The organism is Streptomyces sp. NPDC005302 (genome assembly GCF_040607345.1).
In the GTDB taxonomy this organism is placed as follows: Bacteria; Actinomycetota; Actinomycetes; order Streptomycetales; family Streptomycetaceae; genus Streptomyces.
Genome location: NZ_JBEXGN010000001.1, coordinates 1 through 21,702 on the forward strand (window position 1 = coordinate 1; position 21,702 = coordinate 21,702).

Genomic DNA, 21,702 nt, shown 5'->3' on the forward strand with positions numbered 1-21,702 from the left:
CCGAGCGCGCCCCGGAGTCGCCGTGGTCGGTGCCACCCGCGTCGGGTCGCACCGCGGGCAGCACGGCCGTGGCGTCCGCGGGCCGCGCGGCCGAGGGGGGGGGGCCGACGGGGGGGGGCCCCGGCGGCACGGTTTGCGGCCCGGGGGGCGGCCCCCCCCGGCGCCGGGCCCCCACCCGGGGTCGGTCCCAAGGGCCGCCGGTCGTCGTCGCCGCGGGACCGGTCCACGGCGCGGCGCGGGTTCAGTTCAGCGCCGGGTGATCCGCGGCTGCCCGCGATCGTGCGGGCCCGGCTGCCCGCGCTCGTGGGGCCCCGGCTGCGCGGGAACCGCGCCGCCGACCTCGCCGCCGCCCTCCACCGGGACGGGGCCCACGCCCTCCCGGGCCGGTGCGCCACGACGTCCGAAGGGGTTCCAGCCCGTTCCCACCAGGACGCCGGCGACTACCGCCGTGCCGCCGATCGCGGACCAGGCGGTCGGCTGCTCGCCGAGGGCCAGCCAGGCTCCGAGGACGGCGACCACCGGCACCAGCATGGAGAACGGCGCCACCTTCCCCGCCTCGTACCGCTTCAGCAGGGTGGTCCAGATGCCGGAGCCGACCACCGAACCGGCCAGCGCGGTGTAGACGAGCGCGACCAGGCCGGGCCAGCCGTCGGCGGAGAACGAGGCGCCGAAGTCGCGCCATCCGGTGCCGGGGCCCTCCATGGCCGCCGAGAGCGCCAGCAGCGGAAGGGGCGGAACGACCGACATCCACAGGGCGAACCGCAGTGGGTGGTCGGGCCGCGCCTGCCGGCTGGCGATGTTGCCGAACGCCCAGCCGAGCGCCGCGAGCAGGGTCAGCAGCAGCGGGAGCAGAGCGGCGCTGCGGGCCCGCTCCACGGCGATCACGGACATGCCGACGACGGCGACCGCGACGCCGGCCAGCTGCCGCCGGGAGATCCGCTCCCCCAGCAGCAGCGCGCCGAGGAGCATGGTCAAGGGCGCTGCGGCCTGCACCACCACCGAGGCCTGTCCGGAGGGCATGCCCTGGTCGATGGCGAGGAAGAGCAGCCCGAACTGCATGGCGCCGAAGCCGAGTCCGTAGATCACCAGCCAGCGCAGCGCGACCTTCGGGCGGGGCACGAAGACCATCACCGGCACGGCCAGGACGACGAAGCGCAGCGCGGAGAGGAAGAACGGCGGGTAGTGGTCGAGCCCGACCCGCACCGCGAGGAAGTTCAGTCCCCACAGCACGGCGACGAGGACGGCGAGGAGTCGGTCCCGGACGCTCACCGGGCGGTGTCCCCCGTCAGAAGACCGGAGTTGACGACCCGTGAGCCGAGGCCGCGCAGGAAGAGTCCGTCGCCGATGGGCTTCTGCTCGTCCGCCGACTGGCGCAGCACCAGCACGTGGGCGGTGCCGTCCCCGTCCTCCAGGAGCCAGCAGAACATCATCACGCCCGGGCAGGACCCGGCCTTGAAGTAGGCCCTGCTCCACCGCGCCGGGTCGACGGCGATGCCGGGGTAGGCGGTCAGGATGTGCTCGACGGTTCCGGTGGTGTCCCGCGCGCTGTCGCCGCGCAGCCCGTCGAGGACGTGCAGGACGTCGTACGCCGTCATGTGCCAGTCGAGGCCGAGCCGGTGCACGGTCTCGCCGAGGTCGGAGCCGCGCACCGTCATCGGACGGGCGATCGTCCGCAGCAGCTTGCGTCGGCCCGCCTCGTCCCGCTCCGCCCACGCGGTACGCAACTCGGCTTCCCCCCATCCGAGTTCGAAGACCTCGTGGCTGGTCAGGAAGGGCCGCAGGAGCGCCGGGTCGTGGTGCCCCGACGCGGCGACGGCCCGCTCGACGGCCTCCCTGCCGATCCGGTCCGCGATCAGGTCGGCTCCGGTGTTGTCGCTCATCGCGATCATCTTGTAGGCGGTCTCGCGCACGGAGACGCGGGTGCCGTCCGGCAGGTCCTGCATGTCACCGGTGGGCAGGCTGCGCAGTTCGGGGCGGACGGTGACCTCGTCGTCCCAGGTCAGTTCGCCGTTCTCGACGGCCTGCACGAGGGCCCGCATCACGTAGAGCTTGTACGCCGAGCCGGTGGGCATCGGCCGGTCCGCGTCGGAGGCGTGCAGGACCTCGATCCCGTCGGGTGTCAGACGCGCCGCGAGGACGGAGTGCTCGACGCCGGGGGTGCGCAGCACGTCCTCCAGCGCGCCCCAGCCGGCGATCTCCGGGATCTGGATCTCGGGCAGGAAGGTGAGGATGCGGATCAGCCCGGAGGAGTCGAGCGTGAGCGACAGCGTGTGCCGCACACCCGTCGGGCCGGCCAGGGTGACCCAGCCCTTGTGCGCGATCGGCTGGTAGTCCAGGACGGTGAACGGCCCCTTCTCGCGCCACTCGCCGAGCGTCGCGGAGAAGCCCTGGCTGCGCCGGGGCGGGAAGGTGGGGACGAAGCGTTCGACCGTGACCTCGTCCGCCGCGAGGTCCGCTGCCGTGAGCAGCCCGACCGCCCAGCGCGCCGCCCCTCCCATCGGGGAGTCGTCGGCCGCGAGCACCGCCTCGGGGGCGGCGGACGGGGAACCAGGGGCTTGGATCATCATCGCTCCACTCAGCTCTCGGTGACCGTGATCGCGCCGCACGGGCACAGCTCGGCGCAGAGCCGGGCCGAGGCGTGCAGGGCGGGTTCGGGGGTGGCGTCGAGCAGGACGACGGTGCCGGTGGCCGGGTCCTGGTCGAAGAGACCGGGCTCGGCCGCGGCGCACCGGCCCATGGCGCAGCAGGCGTCGGGCACGATGGCGATCGTCAGGCCCGTCCCGCCCTCCGCGCCCTTCCCCGCGCCCGGCTCCGGGTCCGGGCCGCTCGGCTCGTGCTCGTCGCTCACCAGGTCACCGGCAGCGCGCCGAGCCCGTAACTCGACACCTCGTGGCGGAAGTCCAGCTCGTCGAAGGGGACCGCGAGCCGCACGCCGGGCATCCAGCGCAGGACGGCCCCGAGCATCTCCTCGATCTCGACCTTGGCGAGCCACTGGCCGAGGCACTGGTGGATGCCGTGGCCGAAGGCGAGGTGGCGGCGGGCGTCGCGGTGCGGGTCGAGGGTGTCGGGGGACGGGAAGACCCCCTCGTCGCGGTTGCCGGCGGCCAGCGAGAGGACGACGCCCTCCCCGGCCCGGATCGTCACGTCGTCGAGCCGGACGTCCTCGACGGCGGCGCGGGCCAGCCCGTTCTGCACGATGGAGTGGAAGCGCAGCAGTTCGTCGACCGCCTTCGGCAGCAGGCTCTCGTCCTTGGCGAGCGCGCCGGCCAGGTTCGGGTCGGTGGCGAGACTGAGCAGGCTGAGCGCGGCCTGGCTGGCGGTCGTGCCGTGTCCGGCGACCAGCAGCAGGCGGCACATCGGCACGAGCTCCTCCACGCTCAGCCCGCCGGTACGCACCTGCTCGGTCACCAGCCGGCTCACCAGGTCGGTGCCCGGGGCGGCCACCCGCTGCTCGACGAGGTCACGCAGGAAGCCGTCCAACTCGTCCCGCGCGGCGGCCACTTGGTCGGGCGTGTAGCCGCGGTCGATGAGGATGGCGCTGCGGCTCTCGATGAAGTCCCCCTCGGACACCCCGAAGAGCAGGGTGATGACCTTGGAGGGCACGGGTGTCGTGAGCCCGGTGACGAGGTCGACCGGCCGCTCGCCGGAGGAGACCAGCGCGGACAGCATCTCGTCGAGCAGATCCCGCAGCACCGGTCGCATCTCCTCGGCGCGGCGCGCCAGGAAGTCCCTCGTGAGCATCGAACGCAGCCGGGAGTGGTCCGGGTCGTCCATCCGGATGAAGGAGGCCGTGTGCGGTGCGGCGCGCACCAGTTGGGAGGTGCGGGTCAGCATCGGGAAGCCCGGGGCGCTGGTGACGGCGGTGAACCGGCGGTCACCGAGCACGGCCCGTACCCCGGCGTGCGAGGTGACCAGCCAGACCCGGCTGCCGTCCCACAGGGTGACCCTGCTCGCGGCCGGCCCGGCGCGCAGACCGGCCAGCTGCGGGGGCGGGTCCACGGGACAGCCCCGTGGCATCGGGTACGAGGGTGCCGCCTCCTCGTCCCGGAGTGCCGCGTCGTTCTGCATCATCCACCGCCTATCGCTGCGCAGGTCGCTGCACAGGGGTCGCGCCGACGTGCTGTCGCCGTCCCAATCTGCCGTGCTCGCGCGAAGGCGTCGCGGCCTGGGGTCCGGCGCGCATAACCGGCCGGAAACCGTCATAACCTGCTGCTCCTGCGGCCATTCACCCGGCCACGGCCCTGCTGCTAACGTCCTCGCGTCCCGACGGAACGGGGTCCGGCGTCCCGGCCGGAATGAGCAGGCGTCCCGGCCGAATCGGCCCGGCGTCCCGGCCGAATTCCCGGACCCGTCCGCCACCGGCACTCGCCCCCGGGGAGAACGATGACCATGACGTCAGCACTGCAGGGAAAAGTCGCGCTCGTCACCGGCGCGAGTTCGGGGATCGGCGCGGCCACCGCGCGGGCGCTCGCCGCGGAGGGCGCGGCGGTCGCCGTCGCGGCCCGCCGGGTCGACCGGCTGACCGCGCTCGCGGACGAACTCGCCGCGTCCGGAGCGACCGTGCACGTCGTCGAACTGGACGTGACCGACGAGCGGGCCGCGGCCGACGCCGTACGGTCCACGGTGGAGACGCTGGGGGGCCTCGACATCCTCGTGAACAACGCCGGGATCATGCTGCTCGGCCCCGTCGAGGACGCCGACACCACCGACTGGACCCGGATGATCAACACCAACGTCCTCGGGCTGATGTACATGACCCACGCGGCCCTCCCGCACCTGCTCAGGAGCCAGGGCACGGTCGTGCAGATCTCCTCGATCGCCGGCCGCGTCGCCGGGCGCGGGGCGGCGGGCTACAACGCGAGCAAGTTCGCCGTGAACGGCTTCAGCGAGGGGCTGCGCCAGGAGGTCACCGAACGCGGGGTGCGCGTGGTGGTCGTCGAGCCGGGCACGGTCGAGACGGAGCTGCGCGAGCACATCACCCACGCGCCGACGAAGGCCGCGATCGAGGAACGGGTCGCCAAGATCCGCCAGTTGCAGGCCACCGACATCGCCGAGGCGGTGCGCTACGCCGTCACCGCGCCGGCCCGCGCGACGGTCAACGAGATCTTCATCCGCCCGACCGACCAGGCCTGAGCGACCCCGCCCGACCCGGTCTCCGGACGGTCTCCGGTGCCTCTCCCGAATCGAGGAGAGCCCGGAGAGAGGACGTGCCTAGCATCACCGCAGCGCCATACGGAGAATTCGGCCACTCTCGAATTCATCGAGCCACTGCGGACAATCACACGGCACAGTCCTTGACCACAAAGGAAACCGACATTGTCTTCCGGGTCAGAAATAACGCCTGCGGTACATCCTGCACTCGCCTCTGTTCCCGACCGGCCGACACCCTTTCCCTCCTTTCCCCCATCCCCATCCCCTTCCCCCACCGCCACTCCCACGCCGGCGTCGTCCGGCGCCGTGGCCGCGGGCTTCCCCTTCACCCGACCCGACCTGTCCCTGCTGGACGCGGTCGGGCAGTGCGGGGACCTCGCCGAGGCCGCCCGCCGGACCGGGTCGCGGGGCGGCGCCGTGGAGCGCCAACTGGAGCGCCTGGACAAGGCGGTGGGACTGCCGCTGACCCTGCGCGGCCGGCACACGGCACGGCTCACCTCGGCGGGCTCGCGCCTGCTGGCCGCCGGCCGCCGGTTCTTCCGCCAGGTCGACCTCGCCGTCCGGACGGACATCTTCGGACACGGACCCGAGGCCGTCGACGCCCCCGCCGTCCTGGCCATCGCCTCCGCCGAACCGTTCCTGGAGGACGTCGTCGAGGACGCCGCCGCCGCCCTGGACATCCTGCTGTCGGTGCACCACGACACACCCCAGCAGGTCATGCGCAGGCTCGCCGGCTACCACGTGGACGCGGCCCACACCTGGAGCCTGGACGCTCCGGGCCGGTCCGTCGAACGCCCGCTACGCACCTACCCGGTCCTCGACGACCCGCTGTGGGTCACCCTGCCCCACGGTCACCGGCTGGCCGGCGGCGGCGCGGTCTCGCTCGCCGATCTGCGGGACGAGACCTGGGTGTCCGAGGTCGGCCCCGACTCCGAGGTCCTGGTCGCGCGGGTCTTCCAGGCGGCCGGGCTGCCCGCCCCCGCCGCCCTGCACGTCACCGGCGCCTCCGTGGCCCGGGGCATGCTGCGGCGCGGCGACGCGATCGGCCTCGGCTCCCCCACCCGCCCGGCCGTCGTCGCCCCCTCCGTGGTGCACCGGTCCGTCGTGGAGCGCCCCCACCGTTCCACCAGCCTCCTCGTCGACCCGACGGTCGTTCCCGGCGCGCTCGCGGAGCACCTGGCCGAGCTGCTCGCCGACCGCTACCTGCGGCGGTTCGCCGACCGTCACCCCGGTCTGCTCGCCGACCCCTGGTGGACACGCTGGTACCGCGAGCGCACGGCCGGAGCCACCCGCGGCGACGGTCCGGCGCCGGCCGCGCCCACGGCACCGGACACCGCGCAGGGCACCAGGAAGCTCGACGTCGACGACCTGCACGTCCTGCGGGCGGTGGCGCGGCACGGCAGCATCAACCGGGCGGCCGCGGTGCTCTCCATCAGCCAGTCCGCGCTGACCCGCCGCATCCACCGGCTCGAACTCGGCCTGGGCACACAGCTGTTGCTGCGCAGCGCACGGGGCACGGACCTCACCGGGTCCACCCGCAGCTTCCTGCACCGGCTGGGCCGCTTCGAGGCCGAGTTCCACGAGGCGGCGCAGTCCTGCCGGAGCCTCGCCCTGCCGGTGGTCACGGGGACCCACCGGCAGGACCCGCGCGCGGTGTCTCAGCTCGCCCCGAGCGCCACGTAGTCGTACATCCCGAAGGACCCGGTCACGTAGACGTTGCGGGCGTCCGGGTGCCGGTAGAGGAGCGAGCGCGGATACAGGTACGGCACGATCACCGCGTGCTCCATGGTGAGGCGGTCGATCCGGTGCCAGATCTCCGCGCGCTCGGCCTGGTCGGAGGAGGTCGCACCGCGGTCGAGCAGGGCGTTGATCTCCGGGTCGTCGAGCTCGCCCATGTTCTGGTTGCCGCGCTCCTTGATGGCCCGGCCGTCGACGATCTGCTGGAGGAACCCGTACCCGTCGGGGAAGTCGGCGCCCCAGCCGAACATGATGATCCCGATGCCGTGTTCGCGCAGATAGGCCGGGCAGCCGCCGTAGATGTCGAAGTAGTCGCCCGAGGGGAAGTCCAGGACCTCGGCCTCGATCCCGACCCGGGCGAGCCCGGCGGCCAGCGCCTCGGCGGCCCGGTACTCCTTCAGCCGGTCCTTACGGGCCGCGATCTTCGTCCGGAACCCGTCGGGCATCCCGGCGGCGGCGAGTTCGGCCCGCGCCGCGTCGAGGTCGCCACGCCCCTCGGGGCCCACCGGGTAGCGGTCGAAGTCCTGATGGCCGTCGAGGGTCGGCGGCAGGATCGTCGTCGCGATGTCCCCGCCGACCGAACCGCCGTACGCCTCCTGCATCGCCGCCTTGTCCGTGGCGAACTGCACGGCACGGCGCGCGTGCACGTTGTCGAACGGCGCGATCCGGCTCGACAGGCAGTAGATCCAGGTGAACCCGGACAGCGGGTTGTCGGCGTCGGCACGCAGCGCCGGGTCGGCCAGGATCCTCTCCTGGGTCGAGGGCTGGACGCCGAACCCGGCGAGGTCGATGTGCGCCTCCCCGGCGAGCAGCATCCGGTCCACCTCGTGCGGGTCCTTGCCGAGGTGCACCTCGATGCGCTCCGCCCGCTGCCTGCGGACCGGGTCGGTCTCCGGGTCCCAGTGCGGATTGCGTTCCAGGACGGCGAGTTCACCGCGGGTGTACGAGACCACGCGGTACGGGCCCGTCGCGACCGGCCGCAGCCGGTACGCCGCGCCGGTGTCGAGCCGGCGCGGCACCGGGGTCGTGCTCGGCATCGTCGCCAGCAGGTCCATCCCCGCGAACGGCTCGGCCAGCCGGAACACGAGGGTGCGCTCGTCGGGGGTCTCCAGGGTGACCGGCCCGTCCGTCTCGGGCTCACGCCACGGGCCGCCGTACTCGGTGCCCAGCAGATGCCGGAAGTAGGTGGGCCCCGCGCCGAGCACGTCCGTGCCGTAGTTGCTGCGGGCTATCGCGTACTTGACGTCACCGGCGGTGACCGGACCGCCGTCCTCGTACCGCAGCCCCTCGCGCAACCGGTACGTCCACACCCGGCCGCCCTCCGAGGCCTCGCCGAGGGACTCCGCCAGGTCCGGCACGAGGCGCTGGCCCGCCTTGCCCGGCGCGGTGTCGAAGGTGACGAGCGTCCGCCCGATCAGCCGCAGGAAGTTCCACGTGTACGCGTAGTAGGTGTTCCCCGGGTCCAGCGAGTCGAAGTCGTCGGTGCGGACGAGGCGGAGGGTGCCGCCGAGTGCGTCGCCCGGCCTCACCACGCCCCGGACGCCCGCGTCGTACCCGGCCGCCTCGCCGGTGGATGTCCTCGTGCTCTCCATGTCCCTGCAGCCCTCCTGCCGGATGCATTCCGCTCTCATCCTGGGGTCGCCCCCTGCCCCGGAGGGCCCCTGGACAGGGGGAACGCATAGCGACTGCGGGCTCGGCATACCCGTACCCGGGGGCGCTGTCCCCGGGCCCCCGCTCCACAATCGCCGGACGGGCTGGATATTCCGGCGATCGGCGGAGGGGGCGAGGGCCCGCTGGGGGTGGCCTCAGGTCGTGTACTCCGAGTTGAGGCGGACGTAGCCCTCGGTGAGGTCGCAGCCGTACACGGTGAACGCTCCCCCGGCGATCCCGAGGTCGATCCCGATGACCACCTCGTCCCCCTTCAGGTGCTCCGCGACAGCGGCCCGCACGGCGTCCTCCTCCACCACGTCGGCGGACCCCGCCGGGTACACCTCCGTCTCCCCGAACCGGATCCGCACCGCCTCCTGCTCGATGTCGGTGTCGTCGGAGCACTTCCCGACCGCCATCGCGACCCGGCCCCAGTTGGGGTCGCTGCCGTGCACGGCGGTCTTCACGAGCGGCGAGTTGACCACGGTCTTGCCGACCCGCTTGGCCTGGGCGGTGTCCCGCGCCCCGGTCACCCGCACCTCGATGAGCTTGCTCGCCCCCTCGCCGTCGCTCGCGATGTCCTTGACGAGCGCGAGGGCGGCCTCGTGGAGGACCTGTTCGAACTCCCCGGGATCGACGTCGCCGGCCAGCCCGTTGGCGAACAGGACCGCCGTGTCGCTGGTCGAGGTGTCCGTGTCGATGCTGACGGCGTTGAACGTCCGGTCCATGACCCGCCGGAAGATCCGGTCCTGCTCGGCGGGGTCGAGGCGGGCGTCGGTGGCGAAGAAGGTGAGCAGCGTCGCCATGTCGGGCTCCAGCATGCCGACGCCCTTGGCGATCCCGACGACCGTCGCGGCACCGCACCGCAGCCGGACCTCCTTGGGCCGGGTGTCGGTGGTCATGATGGCGCGGGCCGCCCGGTCGAAGCCGCCCTCGGGGAAGGGCAGCGCCAGCGACGCGAGGTGCTCGCGGATCTGCGGCATGGGGTACTGGCGGCCGATCACGCCGGTGGAGGCGACCAGCACCTCCGCCTCGGGCACGCCGAGCGTGGCGGCGACCGAGGCGCGGATCTCGCGCGCGTTGGCCTCGCCCTCCCCGCCGGTCGCGACGTTGGCGTTGCGGGCCAGCACGACAACGCCCCGCGCCTGTCCGTCGGCGACCGCCTCGCGGCTCAGCAGAACGCTCGGCCCGACGAACCTGGACCGGGTGAACACCCCGCTGACCTGGGCCGGGACGGTCGAGGCGAGCACGGTGAAGTCGTCCCGGCCGTCGTCGCCGAGACCGACCGGAGCGGTGTGCACGACGAAGCCCAGCGGCGTCGCCCGTGCCGTCGATGTGGAGTCGGACATGTCCATCGTCTCCCGTCTGTGGTGCTTGCAGTGAGCCAGCGTTTCACGCGCCGCTCGGGGCGCCGCCGAGAACGAGCCGAACGTGCCGCGGCCCCCTCCGCGCACCCCGGCGCCAGGACCGGGGTGCGCGAAGAGGGCTCGACGGCCGTGCGACGGACTCCGCCTAGCGGCGCGGGGAGAACGACACCACGTCGCCCGCCCGTTCGCCCCCCGACAACTGCCCGTTGCGCTCGGTCCTGATGTACACCCGGTGCAGCCAGCGGTCCTTGCCGTCCCAGCGCGGGCTGAACGGCGTACGGGCGTGCGTGGTACGGAAGTTGTCGATGATCAGAAGGTCGCCCGGGGTCAGCTTCACGGCCTCCGTCACATCATCCAGGGCCTGCGACAGCGCGGCGACGGCCTCCTTGTCGCCCGCCTCCTCGGGGGCGAGCAGCTCACGGTCGTAGCCGAGGAACGGGTCCTTCTCGTCGCCGTACAGCGCCTTGACCTCGGCGATCGCGCCCGGGTCCTCGACGCCGCCGCGGAAGGCGACGTCCACGCAGCACGGCAGCTTGCGGTCGAAGAGCCGCGCCTTCGTGTCGTCGTCGAGCAGGGTGAGCGCCTTGCGCACCGAGCCGACCAGCGTCTCGGCGCGGCGCTCGTGGTCCGCGCGGGAGCAGGCGAGCATGACGTAGTTCGGCTGGAGGACGTGGTACGCCATCTCGGTGTGGAACTCCAGCAGCGTCTCGGAGGTCTCCGAGCTGAGGTAGTGCGCGCCCGGCGAGGGATACACGTCGTGGTAGACCGTGCCGGAGCGCAGCTCGGCGTAGCCGGTGTGCAGTCCGAGCCGGCGGCCCGCCAGGGCGAGCATCGCCTCCATGAGCAGCCGGCCCCGGTCCGCCGGCGCGGGCGTCGAGACGGGCGTGGGCGGCAGTTCGCCCTCCGTCTCCAACGGCAGCCCGCGCAGCAGCAGATAGCCGTCCTCGGTGCCCTCGGCGTTGAACCTGTCGAGGGCGGCGCCTATGTCGCGCGGCAGCCGCTCGGACAGGGCCTTCGCCTGCTCCAGGAAGCCGTACAGGTCGGCGCGCGGCACCTCGGGGAGTTCGGCCGCGAGGGCACGCAGGTGTTCCTGGTGGGCGGTGCAGTCGATGATCGGAGAAGCCATGGGTGCGATGTCTCCTTTGCGTCTGGATGCGACGGGCGCGGGCCGTGCCGGGCCGGGACGGCCTCGGGGCTACGCCGGGGCGCGGTGGGCGCGCGCGTACTGGTAGAGCAGTTCGGCGCCGATCTCGGTGGCCAGGACGGAGGTGATCCCGGCGTGGTCGTACAGGGGCGAGACCTCCATGACGTCGAAGCCGACCGGTCTGAGGTCGCCGACGCAGCGCAGCAGGGCGAGGACCTCGCGGGAGCTCAGGCCGCCGGGAGCGGGGGTGCCCGTCCCGGGGGCGAAAGCGGGGTCGAGGACGTCGATGTCGACCGACACGTACACCGGCCGGCCGCCGACCCGTTCCCGTACGAGGTCCGCGGTGCCCGCCACCCCGAGGTCGCCGAACTCGTCGGCGGTCACGACGCGCACGCCGTTGCCGCGGGCGTAGTCGAGCGAGTCGGGCTTCGGGTTGTGGCCGCGGATCCCGATCTGCACCATCGCGGCCGGATCGATGAGCTTCTCCTCGATGCCGTGCCGGAAGGGCGTGCCGTGGTGGTACTGGCCGCCGTAGAACGCCGGGTTGGTGTCGGAGTGCGCGTCCAGGTGCACGACGGCGACGGGCCCGTGCTGCTCGGCCACGGCCCGCAGGGCGGCCACGGTCAGGGAGTGGTCGCCGCCCAGCATCATGAAGGCGGCGTTGCTCTTGAGCAGTTCCGAAAGATGCCGCTGCGCGGTCTCGATCGCGATGTTCATGTTGAAGGGCGTGAGGTCGATGTCGCCGCCGTCGACACAGTTGATGAGGTCGAAGGTGCCCGGGCCCCGGTCGATCCCGACGCCGTGGATGAGCCCGGACTCGTTGCGGATCGCGCGGGGTCCGAAGCGGGCGCCGGGCCGGTAGCTGGTGCCGCCGTCGTAGGGGGCGCCGATGACGACGACGTCGTAGCCGCGCGGGTCCTGGTCGTGCGGCAGGCGCATGAAGGTGGGGATCTGCGCGTAGCGGGGCGAGACGTGCGAGTCGATGCGTTCCACGGCTCAGTTCCCCTCCGGGAGGTCGTCGGCGCGCACGGTCCCGGCCGGGGCCGTGCGGCGGGTGTACGGCCTGGTGCTGGGGCCACGCGGTGGCCGGCCGGCGCGGGCGCGGGGCCCGCCGCCGGGGGATCTTCGGTGCGCTGTACGGGAGTTCGGTCCCGTGCGGCCGGCGGGCGCGCTCATGCCGCACCCCGCCCCAGCCGCTCGGCGACCGAGCGGACCACCTCGGTGGTGCTCACCTGGCCCGGGTCCTCGCCCGCCACCACGGTGCGGTCGAACAGCAACCGCACGACCTGCTGCTTGGCCGCGTCGACGGAGCGCTCCGCGATGCCCTCCTCCAGCAGCAGCAGCGAGAAGGACGAGGTGGTGCCGGAACCCTCGTGGACGCCCAGCTTCGGCCGCTTCACGGTCTGTTCGGGCAGCAGCTCGGCCATCGACGCCCGCAGCACCCACTTGTCGCGCCCGTAGCGGCGCTTGAGCCCCGCCTCCAGCGACACGAGCAGGTCGAGCACGTCACGGTCCCAGTAAGGGTGTGTGGACCAGTGGCCGCACACGGCGGACAGTACCGGCGACATCTCGTTGAGCCCGTCGTACGTCGCCATGTCGTACGCGACCGCCGTGTCGAGGTCGGGCAGGCGGTCCTCACGGTGCATGCCCGCGAGCGGGATGTCGGCGCCGTACCCGGTGAGCACCCGGCGGGGCGGCCCGTCGAGCGCGCGGTACAGCGCGACGAGGGGCAGCAGGTACTCGATGATGTTCGGGTCCTCCGACTCCGACGCCCAGACGGCGTACGGGAGTTGGCCGAGCAGGTCCGACGTCGGGACGGTGATCTCCCGGTGCCGGCTGCCGAGGTGGTCGGCGACCGTGCGGGCCTGCGCGAACTCGTCGGAGACGTCGGTGCCCATGGACAGCGAGTCGATCCGCCCGGCGGCCCGGTGGGCGAGCGCGGCCACGCCGGAGGAGTCGATGCCGCCGGACAGCACGACCAGCGGGGTGGCGCCGGGTGTGACGCGGGCGCTCACCGCCCGGTCGAGCGCCGCGTGCACGGCGTCCACGGCCTCGCTCTCGTCCATGACGCGGCGGGCCAGCGGCGGCGCCCAGGTGCGGTGTGCGGCCGCCGTGCCGGTGCCGAGGTCGATGTCCATCACGGTGCCCGCGGGCACCTGGTAGACGCCGGGAAGGCCGCGCACCCGGCGGGCGTCCGCGAACGGGAAGCCGCGCGGACCGCCGTGTCCGGACAGGGTCTTGGCCTCGGTCGAGGCCGTGACCTCGCCGGGGCCCGCGCACACGTACAGCGGGACGGAGCCGGCGTGGTCGGTGGCCAGCAGCACCCGCCCGCCGGAGCAGACGACCGCCGCGAAGCGGCCGTTGACCAGGCGGAAGGCGTGCAGGCCGTAGCGGCCCAGCAGGTCCAGCAGCAGCTGGGCGTCGCCCGCCGAGCCGGCGCCGGGTCCGAGGACGGAGGAGAGGTCGCCGCGGTTGTAGATCTCCCCGGCGAGCACGACGGCGGTGTCCCTGTCGTGCGCGAGGGCGGCGTCGGGCGGGGTCCCGGGGGTGTGCACCAGGGTCGTGCCGAGGGTCTGCGAGCGCAGTCTCAGGTCGACGCCGGTGTGGGTGCCCCGGGTGGCGAAGGCGGCTCGGGGGGCCCGGCCCCCGCTCGGACGAGCGGAGGCCAGGAACCCGAAGGCCGCGGGAAGGTCCTGGGAGGCCATGATCAGATGCTCAGTGCCCCGAAGCCACCGGGCTGGAAGTCGTAGTTGATCGGGACCTCGATCAGGAACGGGCGGCCGAGCCCGGCGCCCTTGCGCAGCGCGGCGAGCAGTTCCTGACGGTCGGTCGCCTTGGTCGCCTCGACTCCGTTGGCCTCGGCGAGGGCGACGAAGTCGACGCCGTTGAACTTGACCGCCGGGTCGTGGCTGCGGTGGTGACCGAGGTTCTGGTAGAGCTCGATCAGTCCGTTGGTGTCGTTGTTCACGACGACCGTGACGATGGGCAGGTTGAGGCGGGCGATGGTCTCCAGGTCGGCGCTGTTGGAGTGGAAGCCGCCGTCGCCCGCGATGAGGAAGGTGGGCTGGCCGGGGCGCGCGAGCTGGGCGCCCATGGCCGCGGGGATGCCGTAGCCGAAGCTGGAGCAGCCGGCCGAGGTGAGGAAGCCGAAGGGCTGGTCGGCGCGGGCGAACAGCACCCCGTAGTGCCGGAAGAAGCCGATGTCCGAGACGATCGTGCCCTCGCCGGACTCGGCGACCTCCTCCATGACGGTGTTCATGGAGTCCATGACCTGGTGGACCCGCATGCCGTCCTCGTGCACCGTCGGGTCCGCGAGGAACTCGGCGACCCGGGCGCGCAGCGGCTCGATGTCGTGGCGCTCCTTGGCCGGGAACGGGGCGGTGGCCGCGTCGAGGTGCTCGACGAAGGCGAGGACGTCGGTGACGACGTCGACGGTGGGCCGGTAGACGCGCGGGACCGGGTTGGCGGTGGGCGAGACGCGGACGGTCTTCTTCTCGGCGCCCTTCTGCCACATCGAGGGCCGCAGGTCCTCGGCGTAGTCGTAGCCGACGGTGAGGATGAGGTCGGCGGGGCCGAACAGGGTCTCCAGGGCGGGGAAGTCCAGGATGCCGTCCATGTAGCCGGTGACCGCGCCGTAGTTCAGCTCGTGTCCGTGCGGCAGGACACCCTTGGCTATGTAGGTCGTGATGACCGGCACGTTCAGCCGCTCGGCCAGCGCGCGGATCGCGGGCACCGCGCCGGAGCGGATCGCGGCGGCGCCGACCACCAGCACCGGGTGCTCCGCGGACCGGAACAGCTCGACGGCCTCGTCGGCGGCCTTCTGCCAGCCGTCCTGCACCGCGCCGATCGGCTTGCCCGGGGTGTTCGCCGGCGGGCGCTCCGCCTCGGCGTCGATGCCCTCGGAGGAACCGAGCAGGTCGACCGGCAGCGAGATGAAGCTGGGGCCGACCGGTTCCGTCATCGCGGCGGTCACCGCGGAGTCGACGAGGTCGGTGATCTCGTGCGGACGCTCCAGCTCCACGGCGTACTTGGACATCGGCGCGATGATCGACACGGAGTCCAGGCACTGGTGCGTGTCGTTGGGGAAGATGTCGTGCGACTCCGACTGGGCGGCCAGCGCGATGACCGGCGACCGGTCCAGGACCGAGGTGGCGATGCCGGTGGACAGGTTGGTCATGCCGGGGCCGAGCGTGGCCCAGCAGGCCTGCGGACGCCCGGTGATGCGGGCGAGCACGTCGGCGGCGACGCCGGCGGTGAACTCGTGCCGGGTGAGGACGAAGTCGATCCCCTCGACCTCGTCGAAGAGGATCGACGCGGCCTCGCGGCCGACCACGCCGAACACCTTCTCCACGCCGTGGTCACGCAGTCGCGCGAGGAGCGCGTGCGCTGCGGTCGGCTTGCTGCTGGGGCCGGTCGATACACGGGACATGGATGGTCTCCAGACTCGGTCAGCGGTGAACACGTCGCCGCAACCCTGACCAGAGCCGCTCTTCGCGGCCTCTCCCTGCCCTATCGGAGAGCCCGCCGGGGAGCACGCGGAGAGAATCCGAAGACCGGGCGGAACAATGGGTTCCGATTCAACTCTCTTCAAATCGGACAGAGTTCGTCCGATATCGCTTATCGGTGAACCCCACGCCTGATGAGTTCAGGCCACTGTTGATCCCGGCACGGGCCCCTCAGGCAGTCTTTTCTTCTGAGGTCTAGACCATTAAAGGCGAATGAGCGCTCGTTCCCGGCCAGCCCACCCGGGCGTATTCGGCCGGACCCCTGCGACGACCAAGCGGAGGGGTCGGATACCCGCCACCACCCGTCCATGATTTCTTTCTCCTTTACCTTGTCTTGAACCGTGCGTCCGGGGAGAGACCGGAGAGGGGCGGGCGATTAATCTGCGCCACATGATTCGTTCGGATGGCTACGTTGACCGCCCGCGGTACGACAGGCGCAGGTCCCGCCGTCGCGCCGTCGTATCAACGTTTGTGGCACTTGCGGCGACCGCCGGAATCGGCTACTGGGCATACAACGCCCTGGTCGAGGACGACGGGGACGATCCCCAGGTGAACGCGGCCGGCGGGCGGCTCGACACGTTCCTGACCGCGTGGGCGTCGGGCGACGCCCGGCGGGCGGCCCGGCTGACGGACACCCCCGAGAACGCCGAGTCGTTGATCAAGTCCGTCATGACGAACCTGGATCCGACCAGGACAGAGATCACGGCCGGCGCCGGAAAACGGGAAGCGGAAGGGGAAGTTGAGATTCCGTTCACCGTCAAGATGGCTCTTTCGGGCGCCGGGGATTACGAGTGGAACTCGAAGGCCCACCTCATCCGGAAGAACGGCAGCTGGACGGTCGAATTCCATACACCTCTCATTCACCCGGATATGGTTCCGGGCCAGACCCTCGCGCTGAAGTCCAAGGAACGCGCGGAGATCCTCGACCGCAACGGCGACGAACTGCAGTCCGCGTCGCTCGCCGGCGCCGTCGACCCGAAGACCGGAAAAGGCGTCTCCGGACTCCAGGCCCGCTACGACAAGCAGCTCACCGGAGGCGGCGGGGCGACCCGGTCCGTCGTCGTCGTGGAACGCGAGAGCGGCCGCGTCGTGAAGCGGCTCACCGGCTCCGGCAAGGCCGCCGGCAAGGCGGTGCGGACGACCATCGACCCGAAGGTGCAGGAGGCCGCCGCGGCGGCACTCGACGGCGTCAAGAAGAACGCGGCCGTGGTCGCCATCGACCCGGGCACCGGGGACATCCTCGCGGCGGCCAACCTGCCCTCCGGCATGAACCGCGCCCTGGAGGGCCGCTATCCGCCCGGCTCCACCTTCAAGGTCGTCACCTCCGCCGCCCTCCTGAAACAGGGGATGCGGCCCTCCGACAAGGCCGACTGCCCCAAGTTCGCCTACGTCAACGGCCAGCGCTTCGAGAACCAGGACCAGTTCGTGCTGCCCGCCGGCTCGACGTTCAAGGACGCGTTCGCCCACTCCTGCAACACCTTCTTCGTCGGGGCCCGCGGAAAGCTGTCCGCCTCGGCGCTGCACGACACCGCCGAGGCGTTCGGGATCGGCGGTTCCTGGGACGCGGGCACGGTCACGTACGACGGCAGCGTCCCGGTGGCCACCGGCGACAACGACAAGGCCGCCTCCACCATCGGCCAGGCCAGGACCCAGGCGTCGCCCCTCGTCATGGCCTCCATCGCGGCCACGGTCAAGGAGGGCACCTTCAAGCAGCCCGTCCTGGTGCCGGACGCCGTGAAGAAACGCTACGAGGCCCCCGCCCGGCTGGAGCCGGGCGTGGTCGGCAGCCTGCGCGAGATGATGCGCGCCACCGTCACCGACGGAGCGGGCTGGGCGCTCAAGGGACTCCCCGGCGAACCGCACGCCAAGACGGGCACCGCCGAGTTCGGCAACGACACCCCGCCCCGTACACACGCCTGGATGATCGGCTACCAGGGCGACCGCCAACTCGCCTGGTCGGTCCTCCTGGAGGACGGCGGATCCGGCGGCTCGGACGCCGGCCCGATCGCGGCCAGGTTCCTGAAGAACCTCGGCTGAGCCCGCACGACACCGACCGACCCACGGCCGCCGGCGGAACCTCCGTCGGCGCACGCCACCGAGAGACCCACCCATCCGTGACCAGCACAGCGGGACCGGCACCCCGGGACCGAAGCGGCGGGAACCGGCACCCCGGGACCCGCAGCGGTCGGATGTCACGGAGCACTTGAGCCGACGGTACGGGGGACGCACCAGCACGCTCCACGAAACGCCGACGGGACCACCCTCCAGGTCCCCGCGGCGGTTCCCTCCGCTCCGTCACCACCTCAGCCCCTGTTGGGCGACGGCTTGATACACACAAACAAGGGGAACCGTCATGAACAGCAGGACCAGCCTGACGATCCAGCTCCTCGGCCCCGTGACCCTGGTGAGAAACGGGATACCCATACCCATCCGGGGTCAGCGGCAGCGACGGTTCCTCGCTTCCTTGGCGCTGAAGCCCGGACAGGTCACCACCAAGGAAGCGATCATCGAGGACTCCTGGGACGGCGAACCGCCGCTGACCGTCTCCGGACAGCTCCAGACCTCCGCCTGGATGATCCGCACCGCCCTGGCCGACGCCGGCCTCACCCGGGACGCGCTCGCCTCGCACACCCTCGGCTACGAACTGCGCGTACCCGCCGACCGTATCGACGTCTTCGTCTTCCGCGACGCCGTACGGCACGTCCGTGAACTCCACGCCCGCGGCCAGTACAAGAGCGCCTCCGAGTCCCTCGACGGCGCGCTCGGCATGTGGCGGGGCGCCGCCCTCACGGACGTCACGTCGAGCCGGCTGCGCATGAAGGGCGACGCCCTGGACCGCGAACGCACGGCCGCCGCCGAACTGCGCGCCCTGATCGACGTCGGGCTCGGCCACTACGGCGAGGCGATCTCCCAGCTGTCGGAGCTGGTCGACCACGACCCGCTGCGCGAGGACCTCTACGCCGGGCTGATGAAGGCGTACTACGGCGAGGGGCGGCAGGCCGACGCCATCCGCGTCTTCCACCGCGCCAAGGAGATCCTGCGCGAGCAGATCGGCATCAACCCCGGCTCGCGCTTACGGGAGTTGATGCAGGCGATCCTCCAGCAGGACGAACAGCTCCTGCGGGCCACCGGCATCCCGCTCTCCGGGGACCGGGTGGGGTGAACCCGGCACCCGGCGGGCGGCCGGCCCCGGCCGCCCGGCGCGCGTGAGCGCACTCCCGCCGCACCTGGGGGTGTCGTCCGGACCACGGGTCCCCGAGATCCGCCGGACCCTCCCGACACCCCCGCCGGCCCCTCCCGACACCCGTGCCGCAATGACCGAAAATCCCCCCATACGCCACCCCCTGTCGTAGCGTTCCTCGGACTCATGACCCTCGTCAGTCGTCGGTCATCAGCCGTCAGAGGAAGCGGGGCAGAACATGGCCGGGCGGCGTGCGGTCCTCAAGGGAGTCCTGGCGGTGTCGGGCACGGCGGCCGGCGCCACCGGCCTGGTCGCGGCGGCACCGACGGGGCGCCGCGGCGCCCCGTACGCGACCTCCGTGGAAATGCGCTGGCTGGGCGTCTCCGGCTGGGAGATCGTCATCGACGGCGGCCGCAGCATCCTCTTCGACCCGTACCTGAGCCGGATGCCGTACGCGGACAGGAAGGGCGACCTGGACCCGTCCCTGCCTCTGCGCTGCGACCGTACGGCGGTGGAACAGCTCGCCGCCCACCACCTGCGCGGCGCCCCGGAACTGATCCTCGTCAGCCACGGACACTTCGACCACGTGGCGGACGTACCGCAACTGCTGGCCCGCCCCGCCTGGGCGAAGCACCGCATCCGCGCGGTGTGCGACGAGACCGTGGGCCATCTGCTGACGGCGATGGGTACACCACGCGCCCGAATGGACGATGTGATTCCGGTCAAGGGCGGCGAGTACCTCCAGTTCGACGGCTACACGGTCGAGGTGTTCCGCAGCCTGCACAGCCAGCAGGCCGACCACGGCTACTTCGCCCCCGGCAGCAGGACCGCCCCGCCCCGCCGACCCAGCACCCTGGGCGACCTCGTCGAGGGGGACACCCTGGCGTACCAGGTCACGGTGGACGGCGGACCGAGCATCCTCCTCATGGGCGCCAGCAACTTCGCGGAGCGCGAGCTGTCGGGCATCCGCCCCGACATCGCGACGATCGCGATGACCTCCCACTCGGCCCTCCACCGCTACGTGGAGCGCCTCCTGTCCGCGACCGGCAATCCGTCCCTGCTCATCCCGAACCACCACGACGACATGACCACCGCCCTCTCGAAGACCCCCTCGCTGCTGGCCGCCACCACCCCCACCACGGCGGCCGAGCAGCTGACGGCCGCCTCCGCCCCCTCCTCACGGGTCCTGAACCCGCAGCATCTGCGGGCCGTGGACGTCACCGCCGCGCTCGCCTGACCCCGGCGGCCCGGGCGCCGTCCGCCGCACGGATCGCCCCCGCGGCCCCGCGGGTCCATGCTGAGGAGAGCGGGCGCCCGGTCCAGCACCAGCGGGCGCCACGAGGTTCCGGAGGGCGTCATGAGCTCACCATCCGTCCCGCCGCCCGCGCCGGTCCCCCCGCAGGGGCCGGGCGGCACGGACAAGGGCCTCAAGGGCGGCGCCCTGGGCCTGTTCGCCAGCACGGTGATCGGGCTGGCCTCCACCGCACCCGCCTACAGCCTCGCCGCGACCCTCGGCGTCATCGTCGGCATCGTGGGCTTCCAGTCGCCGATCATCATCGTGCTCGCCTTCGTCCCGATGTTCCTGATCGCCTACGGCTACAAGGAACTGAACCGGGCCGACCCCGACTGCGGCACCACGTTCACCTGGGCGTCCCGGGCCTTCGGCCCCCGTACCGGCTGGCTCGGCGGATGGGGCATCGTCGCCGCCGACATCATCGTGATGGCCAACCTGGCGCAGATCGCGGGCGCGTACGGCTTCCAGCTGATCGGGGCGGACGGGCTCGCGGAGAACACCTTCTGGGTCACCTTCGTCGGCGTCGTGTGGATCGCCCTGATGACCCTGATCTGCTACATCGGCATCGAGCTGTCGGCCAACCTGCAGAAGGCCCTGCTCACCATCGAGATCGTGGTGCTGGTCCTGCTGGCGGTGACCGCCCTGGTCAAGGTCTACGGCGGCACGGCGCCCGCCGTCTCCTCCGAGATCCACTGGTCGTGGTTCAACCCGTTCGAGATCAACTCGTTCGACGACCTGACCAAGTCCATCCTCGCCGGGATCTTCATCTACTGGGGCTGGGACACCGCCGTGTCCGTGAACGAGGAGACCGCCGACCGCGACCGCACCCCGGGCCGAGCCGCCGTCATCTCCACCGTGATCCTGCTGCTGGTGTACCTCATGGTCACGACGTCGGCGCAGTCGTTCGCCGGCGTCGGTGACAAGGGCATCGGCCTCGGCAACCCCGACAACTCCGGGGACGTCCTGTCGAGCCTCGGCGCGGAGGTGTTCGGCACCGGGGGCTGGGGCACGGTCGCCACCAAGCTCCTGATCGTCATGGTCCTCACCTCGGCCGCGGCCTCCACCCAGACGACGATCCTGCCCACGGCCCGCACGACCCTGTCCATGGCCGCGTTCAAGGCCATCCCGCAGCGTTTCGCCCGCATCCACCCGCGCTTCCTCACCCCGACCTGGTCCACCGTCGGCATGGGGATCGCCTCGATCGCCTTCTACGTGATGCTGACGCAGGTCAGCGAGAACGTCCTCGCCGACTCCATCGGCTCCGTCGGCCTGATGATCGCCTTCTACTACGGCCTCACCGGCTTCGCCTGCGTCTGGTACTACCGCAGGGTCCTCACCCGCAGTCCACGCGACCTGTGGACCCGGGGCATCATGCCGGGCCTGGGCGGCCTGATGCTGCTCTACTTCTTCATCAACGCCTGCATCGTGTACGCCGCCTCCGACTACGGCAGCACCTCCTGGACCCTGCCGTTCCCGCCGCACTGGCAGCTCGGCGGTGTCTTCGTCACCGGCATCGGCGCCCTCCTCGTCGGCGCCGTCCTGATGCTCCTGTACGGCGCGTTCCGCCCGGGGTTCTTCCGCAAGGAGACGATCCCGGTCTCGGCCCACGACAAGGAGGGCCACTGACCGGCGGCGCCCCGCCCTTCGGGCGTCCCGCGCCACCGGGCGCACCGCCC

At 72.1% G+C, this 21,702-nt stretch carries 16 protein-coding genes; 6 read left to right on the top strand and 10 right to left on the bottom strand.

What is annotated here, in order from left to right:
• Positions 1-246: 246 nt before the first annotated feature.
• From ABZT74_RS00005 to ABZT74_RS00020, 4 genes are all read right to left on the bottom strand, one after another.
• Positions 247-1,269 carry an EamA family transporter gene (locus tag ABZT74_RS00005; RefSeq protein ID WP_356432529.1) on the bottom strand — a complete coding sequence of 341 codons (1,023 nt, stop codon included), beginning with the start codon at positions 1,267-1,269 and terminating at the stop codon, positions 247-249.
• Positions 1,266-2,567 carry a serine hydrolase gene (locus ABZT74_RS00010; protein ID WP_356170462.1) on the bottom strand — a complete coding sequence of 434 codons (1,302 nt, stop codon included), beginning with the start codon at positions 2,565-2,567 and terminating at the stop codon, positions 1,266-1,268. Before ABZT74_RS00010 ends, ABZT74_RS00005 begins: the two co-directional genes overlap by 4 nt.
• An 8-nt stretch (positions 2,568-2,575) precedes the next feature.
• Positions 2,576-2,737, bottom strand: coding sequence for a ferredoxin (locus ABZT74_RS00015; RefSeq protein WP_355882257.1), 162 nt, complete (start codon positions 2,735-2,737; stop codon positions 2,576-2,578).
• Between the two features lie 107 nt (positions 2,738-2,844).
• Positions 2,845-4,071 carry a cytochrome P450 gene (locus ABZT74_RS00020; RefSeq protein WP_355882150.1) on the bottom strand — a complete coding sequence of 409 codons (1,227 nt, stop codon included), beginning with the start codon at positions 4,069-4,071 and terminating at the stop codon, positions 2,845-2,847.
• Positions 4,072-4,389: 318 nt separating this feature from the next.
• On the opposite strand from ABZT74_RS00020, the gene ABZT74_RS00025 reads away from it, so the two are divergent.
• Both ABZT74_RS00025 and ABZT74_RS00030 read left to right on the top strand, forming a co-directional pair.
• Positions 4,390-5,133 carry an SDR family NAD(P)-dependent oxidoreductase gene (locus tag ABZT74_RS00025; protein ID WP_355882152.1) on the top strand — a complete coding sequence of 248 codons (744 nt, stop codon included), beginning with the start codon at positions 4,390-4,392 and terminating at the stop codon, positions 5,131-5,133.
• Between the two features lie 324 nt (positions 5,134-5,457).
• A complete protein-coding gene (locus ABZT74_RS00030; RefSeq protein WP_356170465.1) occupies positions 5,458-6,834 on the top strand; it encodes a LysR family transcriptional regulator in 1,377 nt (458 codons plus the stop codon).
• Here ABZT74_RS00030 and ABZT74_RS00035 read toward each other — a convergent pair.
• From ABZT74_RS00035 to ABZT74_RS00060, 6 genes are all read right to left on the bottom strand, one after another.
• The gene (locus ABZT74_RS00035) at positions 6,810-8,480 is read right to left on the bottom strand and encodes an ABC transporter substrate-binding protein (protein WP_355882158.1); all 1,671 of its coding nucleotides are present in this window, start codon (positions 8,478-8,480) and stop codon (positions 6,810-6,812) included. The two genes, ABZT74_RS00030 and ABZT74_RS00035, sit on opposite strands and share 25 nt — an antisense overlap.
• A 213-nt stretch (positions 8,481-8,693) precedes the next feature.
• Positions 8,694-9,884 carry a bifunctional glutamate N-acetyltransferase/amino-acid acetyltransferase ArgJ gene (gene argJ, locus ABZT74_RS00040; protein ID WP_356170467.1) on the bottom strand — a complete coding sequence of 397 codons (1,191 nt, stop codon included), beginning with the start codon at positions 9,882-9,884 and terminating at the stop codon, positions 8,694-8,696.
• Between the two features lie 163 nt (positions 9,885-10,047).
• A complete protein-coding gene (gene cs1 / locus ABZT74_RS00045) occupies positions 10,048-11,028 on the bottom strand; it encodes a clavaminate synthase Cs1 (protein ID WP_356170470.1) in 981 nt (326 codons plus the stop codon).
• A 69-nt stretch (positions 11,029-11,097) separates the two neighbouring features.
• On the bottom strand, positions 11,098-12,039 hold the full coding sequence (speB, locus tag ABZT74_RS00050; protein WP_355882167.1) for an agmatinase: 942 nt from the start codon (positions 12,037-12,039) through the stop codon (positions 11,098-11,100).
• A gap of 179 nt (positions 12,040-12,218) precedes the next feature.
• The gene (locus ABZT74_RS00055) at positions 12,219-13,751 is read right to left on the bottom strand and encodes an asparagine synthase-related protein (protein ID WP_356170473.1); all 1,533 of its coding nucleotides are present in this window, start codon (positions 13,749-13,751) and stop codon (positions 12,219-12,221) included.
• A gap of 2 nt (positions 13,752-13,753) precedes the next feature.
• A complete protein-coding gene (locus tag ABZT74_RS00060; RefSeq protein ID WP_355882173.1) occupies positions 13,754-15,475 on the bottom strand; it encodes a thiamine pyrophosphate-binding protein in 1,722 nt (573 codons plus the stop codon).
• A gap of 466 nt (positions 15,476-15,941) precedes the next feature.
• On the opposite strand from ABZT74_RS00060, the gene ABZT74_RS00065 reads away from it, so the two are divergent.
• The 4 genes from ABZT74_RS00065 (at position 15,942) to ABZT74_RS00080 (ending at position 21,652) form a co-directional block, all read left to right on the top strand.
• Positions 15,942-17,588 (top strand): penicillin-binding transpeptidase domain-containing protein, encoded by a 1,647-nt coding sequence (locus ABZT74_RS00065; protein WP_356170475.1) that lies wholly within the window; start codon positions 15,942-15,944, stop codon positions 17,586-17,588.
• Positions 17,589-17,904: 316 nt separating this feature from the next.
• A complete protein-coding gene (locus tag ABZT74_RS00070) occupies positions 17,905-18,714 on the top strand; it encodes a BTAD domain-containing putative transcriptional regulator (protein WP_355882179.1) in 810 nt (269 codons plus the stop codon).
• A 256-nt stretch (positions 18,715-18,970) separates the two neighbouring features.
• Positions 18,971-19,969, top strand: a complete 999-nt coding sequence (locus tag ABZT74_RS00075; RefSeq protein WP_356432533.1) for an MBL fold metallo-hydrolase — start codon at positions 18,971-18,973, stop codon at positions 19,967-19,969.
• A 120-nt stretch (positions 19,970-20,089) separates the two neighbouring features.
• Complete coding sequence (locus ABZT74_RS00080) at positions 20,090-21,652, top strand: APC family permease (protein ID WP_356170477.1); 1,563 nt, start codon at positions 20,090-20,092, stop codon at positions 21,650-21,652.
• The last annotated feature ends 50 nt before the right edge of the window (positions 21,653-21,702 follow it).

What these genes read in the sequence shown, in the direction of transcription:
- ABZT74_RS00010 (WP_356170462.1), bottom strand. Translation starts at nt 2,567, where the DNA reads ATGATGATCCAAGCCCCTGGTTCCCCGTCCGCCGCCCCCGAGGCGGTG.
- ABZT74_RS00015 (WP_355882257.1), bottom strand. Translation starts at nt 2,737, where the DNA reads ATGGGCCGGTGCGCCGCGGCCGAGCCCGGTCTCTTCGACCAGGACCCG.
- ABZT74_RS00020 (WP_355882150.1), bottom strand. Translation starts at nt 4,071, where the DNA reads ATGATGCAGAACGACGCGGCACTCCGGGACGAGGAGGCGGCACCCTCG.
- ABZT74_RS00025 (WP_355882152.1), top strand. Translation starts at nt 4,390, where the DNA reads ATGACGTCAGCACTGCAGGGAAAAGTCGCGCTCGTCACCGGCGCGAGT.
- ABZT74_RS00035 (WP_355882158.1), bottom strand. Translation starts at nt 8,480, where the DNA reads ATGGAGAGCACGAGGACATCCACCGGCGAGGCGGCCGGGTACGACGCG.
- argJ (WP_356170467.1), bottom strand. Translation starts at nt 9,884, where the DNA reads ATGTCCGACTCCACATCGACGGCACGGGCGACGCCGCTGGGCTTCGTC.
- cs1 (WP_356170470.1), bottom strand. Translation starts at nt 11,028, where the DNA reads ATGGCTTCTCCGATCATCGACTGCACCGCCCACCAGGAACACCTGCGT.
- ABZT74_RS00055 (WP_356170473.1), bottom strand. Translation starts at nt 13,751, where the DNA reads ATGGCCTCCCAGGACCTTCCCGCGGCCTTCGGGTTCCTGGCCTCCGCT.
- ABZT74_RS00060 (WP_355882173.1), bottom strand. Translation starts at nt 15,475, where the DNA reads ATGTCCCGTGTATCGACCGGCCCCAGCAGCAAGCCGACCGCAGCGCAC.
- ABZT74_RS00065 (WP_356170475.1), top strand. Translation starts at nt 15,942, where the DNA reads ATGATTCGTTCGGATGGCTACGTTGACCGCCCGCGGTACGACAGGCGC.
- ABZT74_RS00070 (WP_355882179.1), top strand. Translation starts at nt 17,905, where the DNA reads ATGAACAGCAGGACCAGCCTGACGATCCAGCTCCTCGGCCCCGTGACC.
- ABZT74_RS00075 (WP_356432533.1), top strand. Translation starts at nt 18,971, where the DNA reads ATGGCCGGGCGGCGTGCGGTCCTCAAGGGAGTCCTGGCGGTGTCGGGC.
- ABZT74_RS00080 (WP_356170477.1), top strand. Translation starts at nt 20,090, where the DNA reads ATGAGCTCACCATCCGTCCCGCCGCCCGCGCCGGTCCCCCCGCAGGGG.